Source organism: Amycolatopsis sp. NPDC048633 (genome assembly GCF_040650695.1).
Lineage (GTDB): Bacteria > Actinomycetota > Actinomycetes > Mycobacteriales > Pseudonocardiaceae > Amycolatopsis.
This window is the reverse complement of the sequence record NZ_JBEZHS010000045.1, coordinates 43874-57218: the sequence shown is the minus strand read 5'-3', so window position 1 is coordinate 57218 and position 13345 is coordinate 43874. Positions and strand designations below refer to the sequence as shown.

Genomic DNA, 13345 nt, shown 5'->3' with positions numbered 1-13345 from the left:
GGTCGCCCGGGAAACCGGCTCTCAGACGGGTACCACGGCGCGCAACCGGAACCGGCCGTCGTCCACCACGCCGGCGGTGAGCTCGCCGCCGAGGTCGGTCACCCGGTGGGACAGGTTGCCGATGCCGCTGCCCGACGCGGTGCCGGGCCGCGCGGCTCCGTCGTCCGCCGGATCGGCCGGGGTGACCGGGCGCGGGCCGGACCGCTCGACGCCGTCGTTGACGATCTCGAGGCTGACTCCGCCGTCGACCCGGTGCAGGGCGATCTCGCAGGTCTCCACCCGGCTGTGCCGGAGCACGTTCGTGACGCCCTCCCGCAGCACCACCGCCAGTACCGTGCGGACCGGCGCGGGCAGCTCGTCCTGGAGCATCTCCATCCGGACCCGGACGTCGGCGGCGGCGAGCACGGAGCGGGCCGAGCGGGACTCGCTGTCCAGGGACAGCTCCCGGTAGCCGGTGGCCACCGAGCGCACGTCGGAGAGAGCCTGCCTGGTCAGGCCCAGGATCTCGACCAGCTCCTCGGCCGCCCGGTCGCGGTCCAGTGGCAGCACCCTGGCCGTCAGCTCGCTCTTGAGCGCGATCGCCGAGAGGCTCATGCCGAGCAGGTCGTGCAGGTCGCGGCCGAAGCGCAGGCGCTCCTCGGCGACCGCGGTCTCGGCCAGCCGCCGCCGGCTGTGGTTGAGCTCGGCGACCAGCCGGACCAGCCACAGCATGCCGAACACGATGAGCCCGACCATCACCGTGCCGGCGGAGAACGTCACCGCGTAGAGGGCGTCTTCGCGGGCCTGCCCTGCGACGTACTCGAGCCAGAGGTAGAAGCCGGCGTTCGCGGCGAAGACCAGCCAGCCGGCGACCGGGGGCAGGACCAGCAGCGCGCAGCCCATGAGCAGCGACGGCCAGCTCACCCAGTCCCGTTGCAGCGGCAGCATCGGGAGGTAGATCAGGCAGGCCTGGACGAACAGCATCGCGATGCTCTGGCCCGAGCGCAGCCGGGTGGAGGGGCGGTTGAAGTAGGCGAACTGCAGGGTCAGCAGCGCCGCCAGCGACCCGGCGACGAGCGCGATGTGCCAGCCGTTCGTGGTCAGCAGGAGCTCGTGCACGACGGCCATGAGGCAGAACAGGGTGAAGATGACCGGCAGGAGCACCCGGACCCGCCTCGACTCCGCGTCGGCCGGCTGGGTGCCGTCGTCGGTGGACGGCGGCTCGACCCGGTCCGGCAGCGGCAGCTCGACGAGCAGCCGGAACCGGCCGTCCTCGCCGATACCGCTGCGCGCGGTGCCGCCCAGCGCGGCCACCTCGTCCGGCAGCCGGGCGAGTAGCTCGGACTCCGCGGGCAGGTCGTCGGGGCCCACGCCGTCGTTGACGATCTCCAGCGACACCCGGCCGCGCCGCTGCTGGACCGCGATTTCGCAGTGTTCGACGTCGCTGTGGCGCAGGACGTCGGTGACGCCCTCCTGCAGCACCTTGGCGAGCAGGGTGCGCGCCTGGACCGGCAGGTCGCCCTGGTCCAGGTGGATCCGCACGGCGATGTCGGAGGCGGTCAGCAGCGACTGGGCGGTGCGGAACTCCTTCTCGAGCGACGCGCGGTAGCCGTGGGACACCGCGCGGACGTCGGAGAGCGTGCGCTGCGCGATGGCGGTGATCTCGGCCAGCTCGGCCTGCGCCTGCTCGCTCGACTTGCGCATCAGGCGGTGCACCAGCTCACCCCTGAGGGCGATGGCCGAGAGGCTCATGCCGAGCAGGTCGTGCAGGTCCCTGGCGAAGGCCAGGCGCTGCTCGGCGACCGCGCGGCGGGCGAGCTCGGTCCGGGCCAGGTGCAGCTCGCGGATCATCCGGGCGATCAAAGGAAGCTGGGCGAAGACCAGGCTGTAGACGGCGAGGCCGAGGACGGTGTAAACCGCCTCCAGCGGAGTGTCGTAGCGCAGCTCGATCCACAGCACCGCGGCGAGGTTGAGGCCGAAGAGGGGCCACGCGAACCGGGCGGGCAGCACCAGCAACACCGCGCCGCCGAAGAAGACCGGCATCGCCGACCACACGGCGTCGAAGGTGAAGACCGGCACGTAGCCCAGCAGGGCCAGCACGACCAGCAGGACCCGGCTGGTCCTCGTGTCGAGGCGGACCGACGGCCTGCTGAAGTGGAGCAACTGGATGGCGAGGAGCAGCGCGACCGCGAGGATGGCGTAACCGGCCGCGACCGGGCTCACCGACTGGGGGATGAGGCCGGCGAGCAGCACGGCCCCGAAGCCGGCGACGACCACGGTGATGATCGAGCCGGCGAGGTAGGTCGCCAGCTTGGGCCGCCGGTCGACCGCGCTCGTGCCCCAGGGCACGGAAAGGGCGCCCGAGCGGTTCGAGTCGACGACCGGAGACATGCGCAACGATCCTCCGGTGTCGTGGCGTCGCACGGAGTGGGTTCGGTGACCCGGGCTGAGCTCGGTCTGCATGCTTCCGGCCAATCCTATCTCATCCCGTCGGCTCGTATTACCAATTACCGATCCGGCCCGAAAGTAGGCGGCCCCCTGTACTGCACGTAACCGTTGTCACCAAGCCATTCGGCCGTGACTGTGGCCGGATCGGCGACGATCGGCACAGTCGGCGAAGGGTGGCCGTGCCGCCGTGCGTCCGGCTCCGGCCGAACGTCCGGTCCGCTTCGCCAGCCGCGGCCCCGGCCCCGCGCGACACCGGCCAGCGCGAGGAAATCCAGGTACGGCACCGCGATCGAGCCGGTGTGCAGCACGGATCGCCCGTCCTGGCGGAAGAAGCTCAGGCCGGGACCGTCGTCGTGCTCGCCGGGGCCGGCGCCCTCGAGGCGGCGCGTCGCCGGGAAGTCCGCGGCGAACCCGGTGTCCAGCGCCGAATACACCGGCAGGTCCCACCCGAAGTGCCTGCGGTACTGCTCGATCTTCGTGTAGGGGGCGTGGGAAACGATCACCAGGCGGGTGTCCCGGGTGTGCAGCGCGGCCGAAAGCGCTTCGGCGGAGGCGACGGCGGCGGGCCGGCTGCGATCGGGGACGGTGTGGTGCACCAAGAGCCGTCGATGCCCGTCGAACAACCCGGTCAGGGTGACCGTGCCCGCGGGCCCGGCGAACCGGTACGCCCCGGCCGGCACGGGGCGTGGCCCGGGGTGGGGCCTGCCGGGTCAGGCCGGGCAGCGCCAGTTCGGTCATGATCGCCTCCTGGGTACGGTGTGCCGGTGCCCACCGCGCATTGTGCGCCCGGACGCCGGGCCAGGTCACCGGTTCGTGAGCGGGCAGAGCAAGGTGGGAGACGCGGGCCGCCGGGCGCGGCCGCGGGCCGGGCCCTAGGCTCGCGGCCATGGCGAAGTACTTCGACGTGCACCCGGACAACCCCCAGCGGCGCGCCATCGGCCAGATCGCGGACCTGGTGCGGCGCGACGGGCTGATCGCCTACCCGACCGACTCGTGTTACGCGCTCGGGTGCCGGCTCGACAACCCCGAGGGCCTCGACCGCATCCGGGCGATCCGCAAGCTCGACCGGCGGCACCACTTCACGCTGGTCTGCCAGGACTTCGGGCAGCTGGGCCAGTTCGTGCACGTGGACAACGCGGTCTTCCGGGCGATCAAGGCGGCGACGCCGGGCAGCTACACGTTCATCCTGCCGGCCACCAAAGAAGTGCCGCGGCGGCTGATGCACGACAAGAAGAAGACCGTCGGCGTCCGCATCCCGGCACACGTGGTCACCCAGGCGCTGCTGGCCGAACTGGGCGAACCGCTGGTGTCCAGCACGCTGCTGCTGCCGGACGTGCCGGAACCGCTGACGCAGGGCTGGGAGATCAAGGACGAGCTCGACCACGTGCTCGACGCGGTCGTGGACTCCGGTGACTGCGGGGTCGAGCCGACCACGGTGGTCGACTTCTCCTCGGGGGAGGCGGAGATCGTCCGCCACGGCGCGGGCGACCCGGACCGCTTCGCCTGATCAGTCCGATTCGGACGTCCACAGTGGATTTCTGTGCTGCTGCACCAGTTCCAGCCATCGGCGGGCGCGCGGCCCGGTGGCTTCGACGGCCAGCCCGGCGGCCGGGCGACGGCCGGTGAACAGCAGGCAGAAGTCTTCGGCACGGCCGGAGATCCGGTCCGCCGCGTCGGCGGGGCCGAATTCCCAGAGCGTCCCCGACGGCGCGGTCAGCTCGAACCGGAGCAGCCCGGCGGGCGGCCCGCCGTGCCCGGCGTAGACGTCGCCGCTGGTGCGGGCGCCGTAGTAGGCGACGTGGCCGATGGCGTCGTCGCGCGGGAGCCGGGCGCCGGGCACATCGGCGATGTCCTGGCCGCGGGCGAACAGGACCGTCAGCAGCGCCGCCGCCAGCAGGGACGGCCGCAGCGGGCCACCGGGCCACGGGACGTCCCCGGCCGCGGTGGCCAGCAGCTCGACGGCCTTGCGGTGCTCCGAACGCCAGGCGAGCACGGCGTCGCCGAGCAGGCCGGCGTCGGTGATCCGGGGAGCGGTCCCGGTCCCGGTGCCCTCCACGGCCAGGACGACCCGCCGCGCGACGACCGTCAGTTCGGCGAGGTGGGCGGCGACCGCGCGGGCGGACGGCAGCGGCAAGGCTCCCGCGTGGGCGTGCACCAGGTCCGCGAGGGCGTCCGCCCCGGCCTCCAGATCGGCGTACACGTCGGACATGGTTGCGGCCTCCGTGGCTGATCGGCGCTGAGGTGTCGATGCTGCTCCCGGGCCGCCGCCGCGGGCGACTCGCGGGTTGCGGTCCCGGATCGGCTATGTTCGGGACCGGCAAGGCCGGATCCGGGGAGGACACGTGAAGTACCTGCTGGCGATGTACATGAACCCCGACGTCTGGGAGGCGCTGTCCGAGCAGGACAGGGACGAGGTGATGAGCGGCCACGGCGAGTTCATCCGCCGGATCCGGGAGTCAGGGGAGATGATCAGCACCCAGGCCCTCGACGCCCCGGCCCGCAGCGCCGTCGTCCGGGTGACCGACGGGGTCCCGGCGGTGACCGACGGGCCGTTCATCGAGTCGAAGGAGTTCCTGGCCGGGTTCTACCTGGTCGAGTGCGCCTCGCCCGAGCGCGCCCACGAGGTGGCCGCGATGATCCCGGACGCCGGGATCAAGGGGCTCGGCATCGAGGTCCGGCCGGTGGTGTTCTTCGCCGACGCCGAAACCGAATCCGGGTTCACCGGCGGGTGAGCGCGTCCGTCGGGGAGCGCCTGCGGCCGCTGGTGCCCCAGGTGCTCGGTGCGCTCGTGCGTCGGTACGGCCAGTTCGACGCGTGCGAAGACGCCGTCCAGGAGGCACTGCTCGCCGCGTCGCAGCAGTGGCCCGCCGACGGCGTGCCGGACAACCCGTATGGCTGGCTCGTCGCCGTCGCGACCCGGCGGCTCACCGACCACTGGCGCAGCGAAAGCGCGCGGCGGCGGCGGGAGGAGTCCGTCGCGGTCCGCGAGCCGGTGGTGGCGCCCGGGCCGGACGACGACCGGCCGTCCGACGAGGACGACTCGCTCACCCTGCTCTTCCTCTGCTGCCACCCGGCGGTCTCCCCGCCCTCGCAGGTCGCGCTGACGCTGCGCGCGGTCGGCGGGCTGACCACGGCGCAGATCGCCAAGGCCTTCCTCGTGCCCGAAGCCACCATGACCCGGCGCATCACGCGGGCGAAGGAGAGCATCGCGGCGGCAGGCTCGACGTTCGGCGAACCGGACCCGGCCGACCGCGCGGAGCGGCTCCGGGTCGTGCTGCAGGTGCTGTACCTGATCTTCAACGAGGGCTACGCGGCCACGTCCGGGACGGACCTCCAGGCACCCGAGCTGGCGCGCGAAGCGATCCGCCTGACCCGCGGGGTGCACGCGCTACTGCCGGACGACGGCGAGGTGGCGGGCCTGCTCGCACTGATGCTGCTGACGGACGCACGCCGGCCTGCGCGGGTCGGTCCCGAAGGCGAACTGGTCCCGCTCGCCGAGCAGGACCGCGGGCGGTGGGATCGGGCGATGATCGCCGAGGGCGCCGGCCTGGTCCGCCGTACGCTGGGCCGCCACCCGGTCGGCCCGTACCAGGTACAGGCGGCCATCGCCGCGCTGCACGACGAAGCGCCCAGCGCGGAGACCACGGACTGGCCGCAGATCGTCCAGCTCTACGCGGTGCTCCAGGAGCTCGCGCCGAGCCCGGTGGTCACGCTGAACCAGGCGATCGCGATCGCGATGGCGGAGGGGCCGGAACGGGGGCTGGAGCTGCTGGCCACCCTGGCGGACGACAGCCGGATGAAGCAGAGCCACCGCCTCGACGCGACCCGGGCCCACCTGCTGGAACTGGCCGGCGACCACGAAGCCGCCCGAACCCACTACCGCCGCGCGGCGGAGGCGACCGCGAGCCGGCCCGAGCAGCGTTATCTGCTGGGGCGGGCTGATCGGCTGGGGTGACTCGCGCGCGTGGCCGGGCCGAGCGGGTGCCGCGGCCCGGCACGGGCTCGTGGGTGGCCACCGCGGGGGTGGCCACCCACGGCACTGTCCTCAGTGGACAACGATGCCCTCCTGCGGCGAAGGTGCCGCGGTGATGCGGAAGAACAGGGCGAACAGCTCCAGGTCGGCCAGCCTGCCGTCGATCGCGATGCGGCCCGTGTGGACCGCCTCCGCGGCGCTCGTCCGGCCGCCGATCACGTCGAGGAGGACCCGGCCGCGGTCGGCGTGGATGACCAGGGCCGCGTCCGGGAGGCGGCCCTCCGTCACCTTCAGCGCGCCGTCGTCGACCATCGCGGGACGTGGTCCAGTCGCTGCCGTACTCGGTGAGCTCGTACACCACGCTCGCGTCCAGGTCGGGTCGCACACGCCGGCGGACGACCCCGGGACTTCTCCAGCTCGTCGAGCCGGGCCGAGAGGATGCTCGGCGGGATCTTCGGGAGCCCGGCCTGCAGCTCCGTGTACCGCTTCGAGCCGAGCACGAGGTCCCGCACGGTGAGCAGTGCCCACCGCTCACCGACGAGCTCCATCGCGCGGGCCACTCCGCAGAAACTGGCCATAGGTACGGGTTTGTGCGGTCATCGGTCTTCACTTCGTGCGGTGGGGTGGAACTGGTTGTGGTCGCCCTCGGAGATGAGCTCGCGGTGCAGCAGCTGCAGGTCGTCGCACGGCTCGACGCCCAGCTCCTCGGCGAGCCGGCGGCGCAGGTCGCGGAACACGGCCATCGCGTCGGACCGGCGGCCACTGCGGCCCAGCACCCGCATCAACTGCCCGTGCAGTGCTTCGTCCAGTGGGTTGCCCACGGTCAGCGACCGCAGTTCGCCGATCAGCTCGCGGTGCCGTCCGCTGGCGATCTCCGCCTCGACCAGCAGGTGCAGCGTGGTGCGGTGCTGCTCGGCCAGCTGGGTCACGTACGACTGCAGCACCGGTCCACAAGAGACGTTCGCCAGCGGCGGGCCCGACCACAGGTCCAGCGCCTCGCGGAACCGGCCCGCCGCGTCGTCGTGCCGCCCGTTCCGTTGCAGGACCTGCCCTTCGTGCTGCAGCCGGTCGAAGCGGAAGACGTCCACCTGCGCGGGGTCGATGCGGAAGACGTAGCCCGGGTTCTTGGTGACGAGCAGGTCGTCGGCGTTCTCCGCGAGCCCGCTCTGCTGGATGCACCGCCGCAGATGGTAGACGTAGGTGTGCAGGGTGGTCCGCACCGTGCGGATCGGGTCGCTGGCCCACAGCTCCTGCATGATCGAGTCGGCGTGGACCAGCCGGCCCGGCCGGACCACCAGCAAGGCCAGCAGCTGCAGGACCTTCGGTGTCGTCGGCGCGTAGTCGACGCCGTCACGCAGGAGGCCGAGCGGGCCGAGGACCGTGAAGCGGACGACACTTTCGGATGGTTCCCGTGGCCGCGGGGTTGCCCCGGCCGCTAGCCTAGTTTCGGAGTACATTGCCGAACGCCTCCAGTGTGCAGCCGTGTGCCGGCTCCCCAGTAGTGCCGCGTCAGGACCGATGTACTCCCGATGTACCGTCGATCCCCCGGCTGTCCACATTCGAATGTGACAGAGCGGCCGGAGTGCGGCCAGTGAGCCGCCCACCAGAGTCGAACTGTGTTTCTCCGCCCGGACCCGTGCGTTCCGCACGTTTCGCGGCCGCGTGCCGCGGACTCCCGACCCGGCCGGATTGGCCGTCCGGATCATGCCGCCCGGCCGGGCGAACGGCGGAAGGCCGGTGCTCACCCGCCGTGTCGGGACAGCTTCCACAACGGATCCGTGCGAAGTGCACGACGGGAGCCGTGCCCTTCGCACGGGTTCGGCGTTCCCCGCCGACAGCGCCTTCTCCGGTCTCCGTCGAGGCTCGATCGGTCGTCCACCGACCCGCGACATCCGGCGTCTTACCTGGCGGCGAGGGAAATCCAAGCGGAGGAATTCGAGGTTGGACTGATGATCTTGCGATCGGTTGCGTCCACGGGGGAACAGCGAGAGGCCGGCGAGCCACCGGAGGACGCGGACCGGCTCAGCCGCGAACAAGCCGTCCGGCCGGCGATCCTGCGGGCAATCGAGCTGCTGCTCGAACGCTACTTCGAGCCCATCACCCTGTCGGCGCTGGCCGCCGAGGTGTACGTGAGCCCCTTCCACTTCTCGCGCATCTTCGCGAAGGCGACCGGGGTCACCCCGGGCCGGTTCCTGACGGCCGTGCGCCTGTTCGAGGCGAAACGGCTGCTGCTGACCACTTCCCTGACCGTGTCGGACATCGTCTGCAGCGTCGGCTACAGCAGCGTCGGCACCTTCACCAGCCGGTTCGTCCGGGCCGTCGGCATGACGCCGACCGAGTACCGCGAACCGGACGTCGGCGAGCTGCTCGTCGCGCACTCGGCGTACTTCCAGCGGCTGCCGTCGCAGCAGTCGCTGCGCGAAGCCGGCTGCGCTTCGCAGCCGATGGGCACCGGCCACCTGGACGTCGACCTGGTGCTGCCGGACGACGCGGCCCCGGCCACCGTTCTCGTCGGCGTGTTCGCCGACAACGTGCCGCAGCGCGGCCCGGTCGCCTTCGGCGGCTCGGCCAACACCCGGTCCGGGCGGTTGACCGTGCACGGCGTGCCGGAGGGCAACTGGACCGTGATTGCGATCGCCGACCACAGCATGCACGCCAAGAGCGGCCCCGCTTTCACGGTCGGGACCGCCTCGGCCGCCGTGTCGCCGTTCGACTCGCCGGGCGTCACCGTCCGGCTGCGGCGGCCCGCGCTGACCGACCCGCCGATCGCGATCACCCTGGCGTCCCGGCCGACGCCGTCGAGCCGGCAGCAGTTCGCCACGCAACGGCCGCACCTGCGCGCCGTCGCCTGAGCCCCGTTCCCCCGACCGACAGGAAGATCCGGATGTCGACTCTGCTCGGCGTGCTGCGCAAGCGCGCGCTCGCTCCCTCCCTCGCGTCCGTCGGCTTCGCCGAGCGCGGGTTCCCGGTGGTGCACACCGACGCCACGGCCCGCCTGGAAGCGGTGCCGCAGGCGGTCGTGTGCGGGTTCGAATGGGCCATCGAAGGCGCGTCGCTGTGGGAGATCGAGCGGCGCCTCGCGCTGATCGAGCCCGAACAGCGCGGGTTCGCCTACGAGGGCGCGACGATGGGCTACTCGATCCTCGACGCCATGCCCGGCGGCGGCTCGGATCGGACGCGCGAGCTGCTCGAAGGGCCGGGCCGCCCGCACATCTTCCTGACCTACATCGGGATCGGCTTCGCGATGGCGCGGCTGCCGCGTCCACTGTGGAAGAAGATGCTGCCCGAGCTGACCGGGGTGGCCTACCACCCGGTGATGAGCTGGCTCGCCGTCGACGGCTACGGCTTCGACCGCGCCTACTTCGACACCGGGAAGTGGGTGGAGCGGCAGGCCGCCCCGGAGCCCTACCCGTGGGCCGGCCGCCCGGAGTACTTCCCCCGCGCGTTCGACCAGGGGGTCGGCCGCGCGCTGTGGTTCATCCACGGCGGGAACCCGGACGCGGTGGCCGCCGCGGCCGGCCGGTTCGCCGAGCACCGGCGGGCCGACCTGTGGAGCGGGATCGGGCTCGCCGCGACGTTCGCGGGCGGCAGTGACCAGCTCGGGCTGGCGCGGCTGCGCCGGGCGGCCGGCGGGTACCACGACGAGCTCGGCCTGGGCGTCGTGTTCGCGGTGAAGGCGCGGACCTACTCCGGGTACGTGCCAGCGCACACCGACCTCGCGTGCGGTGCCCTGGTCGACCTGACCGTGCAGGAGGCGCAGAACCTGGCCGACCGCACCGAGCGCGCCGACAGCGACGACGGGCCGGAACCGCCCTACGAGCTGTGGCGGGAGCGGATCCGGCAGGAGCTCCGCCCGGCCGCCGCGCGCCGGGCGAGCTGAGCGGTGATCGCACGCAACCGTGGAGTAGACCGCCGACCAGCGGATCTGCGACCGTGGAATCGACGAGCAGAACCAAGTCCCATTCGACCCGTGAGGGGGAGAGTGCGTTGGGCAATGGCTGGCGAGCGCTCAGACGCCGCATCCTGACACCGAACGTTTCGGAGACCTCGCTGGAAAAGCGTGGCTTCCACCGCAAGAGCCCAGCCGCTCAAGAACGACTCGAGACGGTCGGGGAGAAATTCCTCCTCGGGTACGCACACGCGGTCGAGGCGCGTTCGGTCGAGCAAGCCGAAGAATGGCTCGAGCGCATTCCACCGCAGTTCCGCGGCTTCGCCTACGAAGGCGCGGGAATGGGGTACGGCGTCCTCGACGGGCTGCCGTTCGGCAAGAGCACGAACATCGCCGAATTCCTGGCCGGCCCCGGTGAGAAGCACGACTACATCATCTACGTCGGGGTCGGCTGGGCCATGTGCCGGCTCCCGCGGTTCGCGTGGCCGAAGGCCTCGGCGTTCGACCCGCTGCTGCGCTGGCTCGTGCTTGACGGCTACGGCTTCCACCAGGCGTACTTCAAGACCGACCAGTACATCCGGCAGCAGTACCAGGAGCCGGGTTTCTCGTGGCCGGACAAGCGCTACGACGGTTACGCGTTGCGCGCCATCGACCAGGGCATCGGCCGGGCGCTGTGGTTCATCTGCGGTACCGACGTCGAGCTGGTGACGAAGACGATCGAGGAGTTCCCCGAGTCGCGCCACGGCGACCTGTACGCCGGGGTCGGGCTGGCCTCGACCTACGCGTGCGGCGTCACGGCCGGCGAGCTGGCGGAACTGGTCGACCGGGCCGGCATCCACCACGGGGCGCTGGCGCAGGGAAGCGCCTTCGCCGCCGAGTGCCGGGTGCGCGCGGGCCTGATGATCCCGGAGACCGAGATGGCGGCCCGGGCGATCTGCGGCCTGCCTGCCGAACGCGCGGCGGCCATCACCCAAGAGGTCCGGCCGGACGTGGTCGTCGACGGCGACGACGTCCCGGCGTTCGAAATCTGGCGGCGGCGGATCGCCGACGAAGTCCTGACGCACGGAGGTGTGCACGAATGACCGCGACCTTGGGCCGGCTGCGCAAGCAGCTGGCGGGCATCGTGGCGCTGGCGCTGATCTTCAGCCTGTTCCTGGTCGCGCGCCTGCCGGGCGTCTCGGCCGCCGAGCAGGACTCGATGGCGAGCAAGTTCCACTTCACACCGATGTCGATCGCGCTGCCCGCGGCGAAGAAGGCGCAGTCGATCCGCACGGTGAACAAGGAGTACGAGGACATCGCCGCGTGGATCTCCTCGGTCGGCGCCGCGATCGCGCTCAACGACATCAGCGGCACCGGCAAGGCCAACGACCTCTGCCTGGTCGACACCCGCAGCGACCAGGTCGTCATCACGCCAGCGCCGGACTCGGGCCCGCGGTACGCGCCCTTCGAGCTCGATCCCGCTCCGGTGCTGCCGACGTGGGACTACATGGCGCCGATGGGCTGCGTCCCCGGTGACTACAACGAAGACGGCCGCACCGACATCCTGGCCTACTACTGGGGCCGCACGCCGGTGCTGTTCCTGCAGAAGGCCACCGCGGCGAAGTTCGACGCGGCCGCGTTCCAGCCGGTCGAGCTGGTGGCGGGCAACCACCGCGGCCCGGACGGCAAGTACAACGGCCCGATGTGGAACACCGACTCCGCCACCATCGGCGACTTCGACGGCGACGGGCACGTCGACATCTTCATCGGGAACTACTTCCCGGACAGCCGGGTCCTCGACCCGAACGCCGACGGCGGCATCACGATGAACCAGTCGATGTCGCACGCGCTGAACTCGGGCGCGAAGTACATCTACCGCTGGACCGGCGCCGCGTCCGGCGCGAACCCGAGCGCGCAGTACGTCGACGCTTCGCAGGGCATCCCGGAAAGCGCGCGGTTCGGCTGGACGCTGGCCTCCAGCGCGACCGACATCGACGGCGACAGCCTGCCGGAGCTCTACATCGCCAACGACTTCGGGCACGACCGGCTGCTCTACAACAAGTCCACGCCGGGCCACATCGAGCTCGCCGAGGTCACCGGCGTCCGCGGGATCACCGACCCGAAGTCGAAGGTGCTGGGCAACGACTCCTTCAAGGGCATGGGCGTCGACTTCGGCGACCTGAACCACGACGGGCTCTACGACCTGTTCGTCAGCAACATCACCACGTCGTGGGGCATCGAAGAGTCGAACTTCCAGTTCATGAACACCGCGAAGAACACCATGGACCTGCGCAAGCAGCTGCAGGACGGGGTCGCGCCGTTCGAGGACGAGAGCGGCAGCCAGGGCACCGCCTGGTCCGGCTGGGGCTGGGACGTCAAGATCCAGGACTTCAACAACGGCGGCGAGAACCAGATCGCGCAGGCGACCGGGTTCGTCAAGGGCGAGGTCAACCGCTGGCCGAACCTGCAGGAGCTGGCCACGGCGCACGACGGCATGCTGTCCAACCCGCTCTGGTGGCCGAACGCCCGCGCCGGTGACGACATCGGCGGCGACCACACCCTGCACTTCTTCGTGAAGAGCGCGGACGGCCGGTACACCGACCTCGCGCCGCAGCTGGGACTGGCGGTCCCGGTGCCCACCCGCGGCATCGCCGTCGGCGACACCGACGGCGACGGCCTGCCCGAGTTCGCGGTGGCGCGGCAGTACGAGGCGCCGATCTTCTACCACAACGACAGCCCGAACCCGGGCAAGTACCTGCAGCTGAAGCTGTTCACCGACGCCCCGGTGGCGCCCGGCCCGCTGCCCGCGGCCGGCCCGCCCGCGATCGGCGCCCAGGCCACCGTGACGACGGCGGACGGCAAGAAGTACCTCGGCCGGGTCGACGGCAGCAGCGGTGAGGCCGGCCGGCGCAGTTTCGACGTCCAGATCGGCCTCGGGCACGACGTCAGCGGCCCGCTCGACGTGCACCTGCAGTGGCGGGACCGGACCGGGCAGCTGCGGACCCAGAACCTGAAGCTCGAACCCGGTTGCCACATGTACCAGCTCGGCACCACGGCGAAGGAAGCGATGTGACGTG

At 71.6% G+C, this 13345-nt stretch carries 11 protein-coding genes and 1 pseudogene; 7 read left to right on the top strand and 5 right to left on the bottom strand.

Going from position 1 to position 13345, the window contains the following annotated elements; translation table 11 throughout:
- Positions 1-21: 21 nt before the first annotated feature.
- Both AB0C38_RS44230 and AB0C38_RS44225 read right to left on the bottom strand, forming a co-directional pair.
- Positions 22-2370: a histidine kinase gene (locus tag AB0C38_RS44230; protein ID WP_360685725.1), complete on the bottom strand. Its 2349-nt coding sequence runs from the start codon at positions 2368-2370 to the stop codon at positions 22-24.
- Positions 2371-2486: 116 nt separating this feature from the next.
- Complete coding sequence (locus AB0C38_RS44225; protein WP_360685722.1) at positions 2487-3107, bottom strand: DUF899 family protein; 621 nt, start codon at positions 3105-3107, stop codon at positions 2487-2489.
- 206 nt (positions 3108-3313) lie between these two features.
- Between AB0C38_RS44225 and AB0C38_RS44220 the strand changes: the two genes are divergently transcribed.
- On the top strand, positions 3314-3934 hold the full coding sequence (locus tag AB0C38_RS44220) for an L-threonylcarbamoyladenylate synthase (RefSeq protein ID WP_360685719.1): 621 nt from the start codon (positions 3314-3316) through the stop codon (positions 3932-3934).
- Here the strand turns inward: AB0C38_RS44220 and AB0C38_RS44215 are convergent, their stop codons facing one another.
- Positions 3935-4636, bottom strand: a complete 702-nt coding sequence (locus AB0C38_RS44215; protein WP_360685716.1) for a wyosine base formation — start codon at positions 4634-4636, stop codon at positions 3935-3937. It lies immediately after the preceding gene.
- A gap of 133 nt (positions 4637-4769) precedes the next feature.
- Here AB0C38_RS44215 and AB0C38_RS44210 point away from each other — a divergent pair, with 133 nt between their 5' ends.
- Complete coding sequence (locus AB0C38_RS44210) at positions 4770-5159, top strand: YciI family protein (RefSeq protein WP_310972070.1); 390 nt, start codon at positions 4770-4772, stop codon at positions 5157-5159.
- A complete protein-coding gene (locus AB0C38_RS44205; RefSeq protein ID WP_191307830.1) occupies positions 5156-6382 on the top strand; it encodes a DUF6596 domain-containing protein in 1227 nt (408 codons plus the stop codon). Before AB0C38_RS44210 ends, AB0C38_RS44205 begins: the two co-directional genes overlap by 4 nt.
- Positions 6383-6472: 90 nt before the next feature.
- Here the strand turns inward: AB0C38_RS44205 and AB0C38_RS44200 are convergent.
- Both AB0C38_RS44200 and AB0C38_RS44195 read right to left on the bottom strand, forming a co-directional pair.
- Positions 6473-7000, bottom strand: a pseudogene (locus AB0C38_RS44200) (helix-turn-helix domain-containing protein).
- Positions 6997-7857, bottom strand: coding sequence for an AfsR/SARP family transcriptional regulator (locus AB0C38_RS44195; RefSeq protein ID WP_360685712.1), 861 nt, complete (start codon positions 7855-7857; stop codon positions 6997-6999). Before AB0C38_RS44195 ends, AB0C38_RS44200 begins: the two are co-directional and overlap by 4 nt.
- Before the next feature lie 492 nt (positions 7858-8349).
- Here AB0C38_RS44195 and AB0C38_RS44190 point away from each other — a divergent pair, with 492 nt between their 5' ends.
- The 4 genes from AB0C38_RS44190 (at position 8350) to AB0C38_RS44175 (ending at position 13341) form a co-directional block, all read left to right on the top strand.
- Positions 8350-9252 carry an AraC family transcriptional regulator gene (locus tag AB0C38_RS44190; RefSeq protein ID WP_360685709.1) on the top strand — a complete coding sequence of 301 codons (903 nt, stop codon included), beginning with the start codon at positions 8350-8352 and terminating at the stop codon, positions 9250-9252.
- 32 nt (positions 9253-9284) lie between these two features.
- Positions 9285-10280, top strand: a complete 996-nt coding sequence (locus tag AB0C38_RS44185; RefSeq protein WP_360685706.1) for a DUF1702 family protein — start codon at positions 9285-9287, stop codon at positions 10278-10280.
- A gap of 107 nt (positions 10281-10387) precedes the next feature.
- A complete protein-coding gene (locus tag AB0C38_RS44180) occupies positions 10388-11371 on the top strand; it encodes a DUF1702 family protein (RefSeq protein ID WP_360685703.1) in 984 nt (327 codons plus the stop codon).
- Positions 11368-13341, top strand: coding sequence for a VCBS repeat-containing protein (locus tag AB0C38_RS44175; RefSeq protein ID WP_360685700.1), 1974 nt, complete (start codon positions 11368-11370; stop codon positions 13339-13341). The genes AB0C38_RS44180 and AB0C38_RS44175 overlap by 4 nt, the downstream gene beginning before the upstream one ends.
- Positions 13342-13345 lie beyond the last annotated feature (4 nt).